We start from the raw sequence: 8,086 nt of genomic DNA, 5'->3' as shown, positions 1-8,086 counted from the left end.
TGTTTTTCTCTATATCCTCATTCGTTTTAAGAACTGGACCTACTCGGCGGGGGCGGTTGCGGCCCTGTTCCACGATGTGCTGATTGTTCTGGGGATCTTTACGATTTTTGCTGAAATCGCTCCTTTCAGTATGGAGATCGACCAGGCGATTATAGCCGCTTTTCTGACGATTGTCGGTTATTCGCTGAATGACACGGTGGTGGTCTTCGACCGTATCCGGGAAAACAGCCTGCTGTATAAAACGATGGACCATGATAAAATGGTCAACAAAAGCCTCAACGATACCCTTAGCCGCACTGTTATTACGTCGGTTACTACCTTTTTTGTGGTGACGATCCTATTTATCTTCGGCGGTGAAGTGCTAAAGGGTTTCTCTTTTGCCTTGATGCTTGGTGTCATTATTGGTACCTACAGCTCCTTGTTTGTTGCCAGCTCCATGGTTGTCGAACTTCATAAGAGGAAAAAAAATGCATAAAATTTTTGGAAGAATTTCCTATTGCAAAGAATTATATTGCAATGAGACCGTAACAACGTAGCGTTGGAAATCGTAATCATTAAGCAGGGCATAATTGTCTTGGCATAAAGCTGCCGTATCGGCCTTCAACTAAATATAAATTCCCAAAAAAAGTAAACAGGAGATTTTAGATATGAATTTTAATGTATCAGAACGTTATAACTGCGTGGTAATTGAGTTTAAAGGAAATGTGATGGGCGGACCGGATGCGGTCAGCCTGAATGAAAAATTGCATGAACTGATTGAGGAGGATAAAACCAATGTCGTGGCTGATTTGGGTAAGGTTAAATTCATGAATTCTTCGGGACTCGGGATGCTGATCGGGGGATTGACAACCATGCGTAAAGCCGGTGGAGATCTTCGCATTGCCAATGCGACCGACAAGATTGAAAGCCTGCTGGTCATTACGAAGCTTATAACGGTTTTCAAGCATTTCAAATCGCTCGATGAAGCGGTTAAGTCGTATTCAAAGGAATAAACTCTTATTAACTTTTATTAAAGGAGGGGTGACGTCACCCCTTTTTTTATGTCTAATTAATACAATACTATGTCTATTCGTGTTGTGGTAGGTGCTCAGTGGGGCGATGAAGGAAAAGGTAAAATTGTTGACTTGCTCAGTAAAGAGGCTGATTACGTAGTCCGGTATCAGGGAGGGGCCAATGCCGGACATACGCTGGAGTTCGACGGCAAGAAGATCGTGTTACACCTCATCCCTTCCGGAATTTTCAATGGTGATGCTGCTTGTGTGATAGGCAATGGTGTCGTAATTGATCCGCTTGCCCTGCTGGATGAAATTGAAGAAGTGGAGACCCTGGGCGGTAATCTGAAGGATCGCCTGAAGATCAGCAGCGCCGCCCACGTCATCTTGCCCTATCATCAATTGCTGGATCAGGTTAAAGAAGAACACCGGGGTGATGATGCCATAGGAACGACGGGACGTGGTATCGGTCCCGCTTATGTAAGCAAGGTTTCCCGGGTGGGGATTCGCATGTCGGATCTTTTCCATCCCCGGCAACTGCGCCAGAAGATCACCTCCAATATAGCCGATATCAACGATGCATTGGAGCATGTGTATAAGCATGATACCATTGAAGCGGAACCTATCGTTGAAGCACTGCTGGAGGCGGCGGACGCACTGTGCCCGTATATAACCAATACCAGTGCGCTGTTGCATGAGGCTATTGAAAACGGGCGGGAAATTTTACTGGAAGGTGCCCAGGGAAGCCTGTTGGATGTCGATCACGGCACCTATCCCTTTGTGACGTCCTCTTGTCCCACTGCAGGTGGAGCCTGCACGGGATCCGGCATACCGCCCACGGCCATAGACAAGGTGATGGGTATCTCCAAGGCCTATTGCACGCGGGTGGGGAACGGACCTTTCCCGACTGAGCTTCAGGGCGATGCCGGGAAACAGCTGCGCAAAGCGGGACAGGAATTCGGGGCTACCACCGGGCGTCCCCGCCGCTGTGGATGGGTGGACCTGGTTGCGCTGAAATATGCCGTTCGGGTGAATGGCATTAATGAACTGACCCTCACCAAGCTTGATATCCTGGATGATTTCGAGGAAATCAAACTGTGCACGAGCTACGTGGTTAACGGCGAGCAAACCGACGTTTTCCCGGTAGATCTCCCGGATATTGAGGAACTGGAGCCGCAGTATACCACCATGCCGGGCTGGCAGCAATCGCTTGAGGAATGCGAGAGCATTGATGATCTGCCGGGTGAAGCCATAAAATATATTGATTTCATACAGGAGTACCTGAATGTGGATTTGACGATCTTGTCGAAGGGACCCGATCGCAGCGAAACGATCGTCGTTTAGGTATGTTATTTTAAAAAGGCTTTGTAAAACCAGAAAGTTTAATCAGTATCAACCCCTGATTGCATTCAGAACCATCCCGCATAGGATACCTGAGAGGATGCTGAAGGTGTGAAAACACAGTGATTGGCTAAAAAGGACAGTTGTGCACAGCCTCAAAAAAATAGAGTTGATATATATAGATTAATCGCCTTATATTTGGAACTCTTTGGCAAACGGGAGCAGCCTTGCAGTAAAGCGTCCCGGACCAAGGTTGGGGTCTCAGAAGAACAGCCAACCGGGAATGGAGTTGAAGTAATGAATGTACCAAGCGGGAATAGCTCAGTGGTAGAGCATCCCGAGGATTCGGGACCAAGGTTGGGGTCTCAGAAGAACAGCCAACCGGGAATGGAGTTGAAGTAATGAATGTACCAAGCGGGAATAGCTCAGTGGTAGAGCACAACCTTGCCAAGGTTGGGGTCGCCGGTTCGAATCCGGTTTCCCGCTCAAGGAAAAAGTCTTTGCAGCCGGTTCGTTTGCAAAGACTTTTTTTATTTAAAATCAGGAGTGGAGATGTTTGAGACGTACATCATGTATAGCGCATCAAGGGACCAATACTACACGGGGCACACCTCTGTCGGGGCTGCCAAACGCGTAACACGCCATAATGATGAGTGGACGCGATCGACGAAAGCGGGCATTCCCTGGGAACTTGTCTACAAGAAGAACTTTGCTACCAAGAGCGAGGCGATTAAGTGGGAGCTATTTATTAAACGCCAGAAAAGCCGATCCTTTATTGAACGACTGATTTCCTCTGCAGAAAACGAAGTGTAGATTCCAGGTACAGTAAAAGCTTTTTTGTTATAATGGTTACCGTTTTAAATAATTGCGTTTGTCGTCGGGAAACTTTTTCGATCTAGCACTGTTCTTGGTATTTCCTGGACGTGGTTGTGGTTCGCCATGCTCACAGTCAGGGTCTTCGGGATAGAACCCGTTACGAGTTTTTGAATTGTTCGATAAATTCTTTGGTAACGTCGGAGAGCACCAGGCGCCCGCTTATTTCCGCCCGCTCTTCCAGCAGCAACTCCCAGTCATCGGTGTCTTTCCATAACATCGTTTTGAGCTCTTCCATAGCATCGGGACTGTATCCTGATAGCTGTTCGGCCAGCGTTTCAACTTTCTCATCAAGCTGATCGTGGGTTGCACAGACCTTCGAAAAAAGTCCTTTCGCCTCGGCCCAGTCGGCCTTTTTCCAGCTGCCCGCATCCATGGCAAGGGCGCTGAAAGCGGAGATCCCGATTTTTCGCTCGACCGCGGGTCCCACTACAAAAGGTCCGAGCCCCAAGGCCAGTTCACTCAGTTTAACAGAGGCCGATTGGTGGGCCACCGCATAATCTCCGGCTGCCGCAATACCGACTCCGCCCCCGACTGTTTTGCCCTGTATGCGCACAATAGTCAATTTTGAGCAGGTTCGCATCGCATTAAGGACGTTTGCAAATCCCATAAAAAAGTCTTTGCCTTCCTGGTAGTTGTCGATGGACATCAGCTCATCAAACGAAGCGCCGCCGCAGAAAGCACCTTCGCCGCGGCTCTTAAGAACTAAAACTCGGGTATCACTTTCTCTTCCCAATCGGGTAATGGCCTCTGCCAGGTTTCTCAGCATCTTCCCGGGCAGAGCGTTCCCTTTGGGATGGTAAAACGAAATGGTTCCGATGTTGTTTTCGGTACGGGTCGTTATTTTTCCGGTTTCAGGCATAATTTTGTGGAATGATTCGGGCCACGGGTTACATAAGACAGGGTGTTTTTCCGGGGAATTTTAAGGTTTCATCCATAAAACGTCTCATTGTTCCTGACCATTTTTTTCAGCAGCGGGTTCGGACGATACCGGTCCTCGCGGTATTCCGTTTGCAGGCCGGTAAGGCGATCCAGTACATTCATGAGCCCGAGGTCATCGGCCCATTCGAGCGGACCTTTGGGAAAAGGTACGCCTTTGGTCATCGCCAGGTCCACCTCTTTAGCGGCGGCAATATTCATAAAGACGACATCCGCCGCTTCGTTTATGAGCATGGTGAGGATGCGGTTCACAATCTGTTGGCCGACGTCCCGATCCTTTGTTGGAACCTGCTCTTTTTCGTTGTCTCCGTACTCATAAAACCCTTTGCCCGATTTCCTGCCCAGGTGGCCGGCTTCAACCATCCGCTGTTGGATAAGAGAGGGTTTGAAGCGCGGATCGTAGAAAAACTCCTCGAAGATCGTCACGGTAACTTTGTAATTGATATCGTTCCCAATGAAGTCCATCAGCTGGAAGGGACCCCTTTTAAAGCCGCCGATCTCCTTCATCGCCCAGTCGATGGTAGACACATCGGCTACTCCTTCTTCAAGCTGACGCAGGGCTTCGCCGAAAAAGGGTCGTGCCACCCGGTTGACAATAAATCCGGGCGTATCTTTAGCCAAAACGGTGTGGTCTTTCCAGCTTCCAAGGAGCCTACGGGTTTTTTTAACGGTCCCGGCCGAGGTGGAGATGCCAGGCACAATTTCCACGAGCGGCATCTGGGGCGCAGGGTTAAAAAAGTGGGTGCCCAGAAACCGTCCCGGTTTTTTCAGGACCGATGAAAGAGACGCAATGGAGAGGGAGGAGGTATTTGTTGCAAGGATACAATCGCGGGAAACGATACCTTCCAGGCGGCGAAAGACATCCTGCTTGATTTCCAGGTCTTCAACAACGGCTTCAACCGCCAGGTCGCACCGGCCGTAGCCTGTAAGATCATCTGCAAAGTGGATGCGATTCATAATATCGTCCACTTCTTGTTGGAGCATGCGATCCTTTTCAACCTGCCGCTGCATAGTTGTCCGTAGCGTATGCCTGGCTTTTCCCAGTTGATCGGGATAGGCATCGTAGAGATATACCTTATGATGGCAACCGGCGGCAACCTGGGCGATACCCTGTCCCATGGTCCCGGCCCCCAGAACACCGATAATTTCCTTGTCCATATTATTTACTATATGAAGTTTATTTCATTTTTAAGAAGCCTTTGAAAAACCAGTCCCGAAGCATCGGGAAAGGTCAAGGCCAGAGGGAGGTTGAAATCACAGCATATATCCCATATGTGAGCACTTCAACAGCACGCGGCAGGCTTTTGCAAAAGACTCTTGCAATATATTTTGCAAATACTACGGGGAGATCAGGAAAGCCGGTATATTTCCCTGATGTCCTCCAGTATTTCGTCAACATCCACCTCGAGGTCAATGAGTTTGCCGCTGTGTATATCAAACACCCAGCCGTGGACCCGCATGGATCGCTTGTTATAGGCTTTTTGGACATCAGCAGTTTTCAGCACATTGATACACTGCTCCTGTACATTGAGCTCAACCAGCCGTTTGTATCGTTCTTCCTCGTCGTCCATATTGTCGAGTTCCTCCTTATGCAGGCGGTAAACATCCCTGATATTCCTGAGCCATGGATTCAGGAGTCCCAGGTCGGCGGATTCCATAGCCGCTTTTACCCCGCCGCAGTAATAATGTCCGCATACCACCACATGATCAACTTCAAGGTGAGTTACGGCATAATCTATGACTGACATGGCACTCAGGTCGGTATTGGGCACCATATTGGCGATATTCCGGTGTACAAAAACGTCCCCCGGATGAGCGCCCATGAGTTCTTCCGCAGACACCCGGCTGTCGGAGCATCCAATGTAGAGAATATTCGGATTTTGTCCCTTAGACAGATTCTCAAAATAATGTTCGTCCAGTTCCAGTTTATCCGCTACCCACTGGCGATTATTTTCAAAAATTTGATCAATATCCATGGCTACTTTATTCTTTTAGTGCATTTTGAGTACTATATAAACTGAATTATTCATGCATGATTAGGAATCATTGGATACATTCGGCTAAAAGCCTACTGATTTTAGCGCTCATTAGCAAGAGGAAATGAGGGTGAGCTCAATCGCCGGGCTGTTTGGCATGTTTGGCTACCGTGCGGCTGAGCGTAATTTGGACGGTGTGGAGATAGACACGTACGTTTTATCCCTTCAGTGTTATTGGGTTATCATTTTTCTGTGATACGGATTATCCTTCTCCCTCGCCCTGCAGGGTCACCACCAGCTTGCGGCGTCTCCCACGGTTCCGGTGCTCACACAGATAGATGCCTTGCCACGTACCCAGGTTAAGGGTCCCACCGGTGACAGGAATACTTACCGAAGAGCCGAGCAGCGAGCTTTTGATATGTGAGGTCATGTCGTCGGGGCCTTCGAGGGTGTGTTCATACAGGGACATATCCTCGGGTACCATCCGCTTGAAATGGGAGGCAAAGTCCCGCCGCACGGAGGGATCGGCATTCTCGTTTATCGTCAGGCTCGCGCTGGTATGCTGGATGAAGATGTGCGCAAGTCCCGTCCGAATCTGTTTGATCTCGGGAATCTTTTCGAGTATTTCATCCGTAATGATATGGAATCCTCTTGATCTGGGGGAAAGTGTTATCTGTTGTTGAAACCACATGTTTGATTTTTACATTTGAAACGAAAAATAGGAATTAATTTTGCCTGAAACAGATAGCATTGTTTGGTTTTTGATAACTGATAACTGATAACTGATAACTGATAACTGATAACTGCGTCACCCGAAAATGCCTTTGATACTGCCGCCGTCGTGGCTGATCGTCTGTCCCGTTACGTAGCCGGCGTGTGGAGAAAGAAGCCATGCTGCCAGAGAAGCAATTTCTTCGGCCTTGCCAAAACGTCCCACAGGCACGCTGGCTTCCATCGCCTCCTTTACCTCGTCAAAGGATTGATCGGATTCATCAACTTTTTTTTGGATCACGCGTTCGATCGCGGGCGTATCGTGCGAGCCGGGGGCCAGTACATTTACCGTGACGCCTTGTTTGGCGATTTCGATAGAGAGTGATTTTGCGTACGCCACTATCGCGGCACGGAAAGCGTTGCTCAGAACAAGGCTGGGAATCGGCTGCTTAACCGACTTGCTTTCGATAAAAAGCATGCGGCCGTAATTTTCTTTGGTAAAATATGAGACCAACCGCTGGGAGAGCTCGATTTTCCAGCGGGTCACGCTATCATATGCTTTATCCCAGTCGGGCATAGCCGTTTCAAGCGGGGTGAGGGCCGGGGGACCGCCAGCGTTGAATACCGCACCATGCAAGGGTTTATTGCCGATAGCGCCTTCAATATCGTTATGCGTGCTTTCCTGCAACAGGTTGCCCGCTACAATGACGACCTGGTCCCCAAAATCATCTTGCAGCTCCTGCAGTTTTTCTTCACGCCGGGCTACGGCGATAATTGAAGCATTCTCCCGGAGCAGCCGTTCAGCAATAGCGCGTCCGAACCCGCTGCTGGCTCCACACACGATAAATCGTTGATTAGTAATTTCTAAATCCATGGTTTTTGATAATAAAGAAGTTTTAATTTTTGACGAAAATTATTGAAGATTATTAAGGTAACTGTTCCACGCCATTCATGCCAAAATCCCGGTTAGTGCGGCAGGAGACCTTTAGCAAGCTTCCCGCAATGATCCCCGGATCCGTCCGCCTCCTGACCTCCTGATGTAGTATCCGTTATCCCGCTTGCCGGATTCAACCGGCGCCGCAATACAGTGCATGTCATTACTTTTCAGGTAGTTATAGCAGGGATTGTTTTCCCCAAGACCGTTGTGAAGGGGTATGAGGTTAGCGCATATCCATAAATAATCATAATTCATTAGTTTTAAAAGACGCAGGTGTTAACACGCTGCCCGAAACAAAAGCAATGTAGTACAGGACG

General features: G+C 48.7%; 9 protein-coding genes and 1 tRNA gene. 5 read left to right on the top strand and 5 right to left on the bottom strand.

Annotated features, from left to right (window positions below):
- The 5 genes from secF to ACESLU_RS08605 all read left to right on the top strand — a co-directional run.
- Nucleotides 1-475: protein translocase subunit SecF (gene secF / locus ACESLU_RS08625; protein ID WP_372637941.1), on the top strand; the 475-nt coding region annotated here is incomplete at its 5' end.
- 172 nt (nucleotides 476-647) lie between these two features.
- Nucleotides 648-992 carry an STAS domain-containing protein gene (locus tag ACESLU_RS08620; RefSeq protein ID WP_372637938.1) on the top strand — a complete coding sequence of 115 codons (345 nt, stop codon included), beginning with the start codon at nucleotides 648-650 and terminating at the stop codon, nucleotides 990-992.
- 69 nt (nucleotides 993-1,061) lie between these two features.
- Entirely contained in the window at nucleotides 1,062-2,336 is a 1,275-nt protein-coding gene (locus ACESLU_RS08615) for an adenylosuccinate synthase (protein WP_372637936.1), read from the top strand.
- Between the two features lie 411 nt (nucleotides 2,337-2,747).
- Nucleotides 2,748-2,819 (top strand) — tRNA-Gly (locus ACESLU_RS08610).
- Nucleotides 2,820-2,885: 66 nt separating this feature from the next.
- Nucleotides 2,886-3,146 carry a GIY-YIG nuclease family protein gene (locus tag ACESLU_RS08605; protein WP_372637933.1) on the top strand — a complete coding sequence of 87 codons (261 nt, stop codon included), beginning with the start codon at nucleotides 2,886-2,888 and terminating at the stop codon, nucleotides 3,144-3,146.
- Nucleotides 3,147-3,306: 160 nt separating this feature from the next.
- On the opposite strand, the gene ACESLU_RS08600 is transcribed toward ACESLU_RS08605, so the two are convergent.
- From ACESLU_RS08600 to ACESLU_RS08580, 5 genes are all read right to left on the bottom strand, one after another.
- Nucleotides 3,307-4,068, bottom strand: coding sequence for an enoyl-CoA hydratase/isomerase family protein (locus ACESLU_RS08600; protein WP_372637930.1), 762 nt, complete (start codon nucleotides 4,066-4,068; stop codon nucleotides 3,307-3,309).
- A gap of 68 nt (nucleotides 4,069-4,136) precedes the next feature.
- Entirely contained in the window at nucleotides 4,137-5,303 is a 1,167-nt protein-coding gene (locus ACESLU_RS08595) for a 3-hydroxyacyl-CoA dehydrogenase NAD-binding domain-containing protein (RefSeq protein ID WP_372637927.1), read from the bottom strand.
- Nucleotides 5,304-5,494: 191 nt separating this feature from the next.
- Entirely contained in the window at nucleotides 5,495-6,121 is a 627-nt protein-coding gene (locus ACESLU_RS08590) for a carbonic anhydrase (RefSeq protein WP_372637924.1), read from the bottom strand.
- 262 nt (nucleotides 6,122-6,383) lie between these two features.
- Complete coding sequence (locus ACESLU_RS08585) at nucleotides 6,384-6,812, bottom strand: secondary thiamine-phosphate synthase enzyme YjbQ (RefSeq protein WP_372637921.1); 429 nt, start codon at nucleotides 6,810-6,812, stop codon at nucleotides 6,384-6,386.
- A 117-nt stretch (nucleotides 6,813-6,929) separates the two neighbouring features.
- Nucleotides 6,930-7,706 carry an SDR family oxidoreductase gene (locus ACESLU_RS08580; protein WP_372637918.1) on the bottom strand — a complete coding sequence of 259 codons (777 nt, stop codon included), beginning with the start codon at nucleotides 7,704-7,706 and terminating at the stop codon, nucleotides 6,930-6,932.
- Between the last annotated feature and the right edge of the window lie 380 nt (nucleotides 7,707-8,086).

Origin of the sequence: Fodinibius sp., assembly GCF_041642155.1 — a bacterium.
In the GTDB taxonomy this organism is placed as follows: domain Bacteria; phylum Bacteroidota; class Rhodothermia; order Balneolales; family Balneolaceae; genus Fodinibius.
This window is presented reverse-complemented; position numbering and strand designations above follow the sequence as displayed.